Raw genomic sequence first — 1109 nt, 5'->3', positions numbered from 1 at the left:
TCTCCGGACGCACCTTCTCCGGAGCGTTCAGCACCCGCGACACCGTCATCGCCGACACCCCCGCCAGCTCCGCGACGTCTTCCATGACCGCCGCCCTCGGGCGCTCGGCCGGGCTCTCTCCAGGCCGGACCTTCGTCATCCGCCGGTTCCCCGCTCTCGATGAGGTGTTCTGCATGTTAGCGATAACACAACACGTGTCAACCCCGCTGTTTGAACCGGTTTCATAAAGGTGTTCGCCGGTGCCTCGCATGGGCCCTCTGACCGGCGACGTCACCGATGACGCACAGGAGACACCGGCGTCCCAGGAAAGCCGGAAGCCGGCCCGCGCGAGACTCGCGCGGACCGGCTTCGGCGTGGCGCCTCCCGGAGGAGATCGCCTGGATGATCGGGCCCCGGGTGGGGCCCGGTGGTGGGGGACCAGGGTGGGTCAGACCGGGGACGGGGTCAGACGCGGGTCCACTTCTGGTTGTTGGCGCCGGTGCACGACCAGATCTGCACCTTGGTGCCGTTGGCGGTGCCGCTGCCCGCCACGTCCAGGCACTTGTTCGCGCCGACGGCGGTGATCGTGCCGTCGGAGTTCAGGCGCCACTTCTGGTTGTTCTGGCCGTTGCAGTCCCAGATGATGACCGCGGTGCCGTCCGCCGTGCCCGCGCCGTTCACGTCCAGGCACTTGTTGCCGTAGACGCGCAGCTCAGTGGCGCTGGTGGAGGTCCACTTCTGGTTGTTCTGGCCGTTGCAGTCCCAGATCAGCACCGTCGCGCCGTTGCTCTGCGAGGCGCCGTTGACGTCCAGGCACCGGCCCGACGCCACACCCCTGAGCGAGCTCGTGCCGCCGGGGGGCGGAGAGTTCGTCGGTGTGGAGGTGGGCGACGACGAGGGCGACGGGCTCGTGTTGGGGGTCGCCGCGTTGAGCGCGTCCAGGACGGCGGTGTAGGCCTGCTTCTTGTTGAAGTTCCCGTCGAACAGCAGCGGGGTGTCGCCGCTCCGCCATGACCACTTGTCGGTGATGCCCCACACGGTGATGCCGGTGCAACGCGGCACGGCCGTGCAGGCCTGGACGACGCGGCGGTAGGCGTCGGCCTGGGTGGAGCCCGAACCGCCGACGTCGA

2 protein-coding genes are annotated in these 1109 nt (G+C 69.0%); both read right to left on the bottom strand.

All coding sequences use genetic code 11. The features are described from left to right. Window positions 1-85: LacI family DNA-binding transcriptional regulator (locus tag HHX33_RS36955; protein ID WP_259403175.1), on the bottom strand; the 85-nt coding region annotated here is incomplete at its 3' end. Window positions 86-444: 359 nt separating this feature from the next. After that, the coding region (locus tag HHX33_RS34640) for an RICIN domain-containing protein (protein ID WP_182878249.1) at window positions 445-1109 on the bottom strand (665 nt) is incomplete at its 5' end.

It is taken from the genome of Microbispora sp. H10670 (assembly GCF_014161385.1).
In the GTDB taxonomy this organism is placed as follows: domain Bacteria; phylum Actinomycetota; class Actinomycetes; order Streptosporangiales; family Streptosporangiaceae; genus Microbispora; species Microbispora triticiradicis.
Note: the sequence above shows the minus strand (reverse complement) of the source record. Positions and strands in the feature narration are given on the sequence as shown.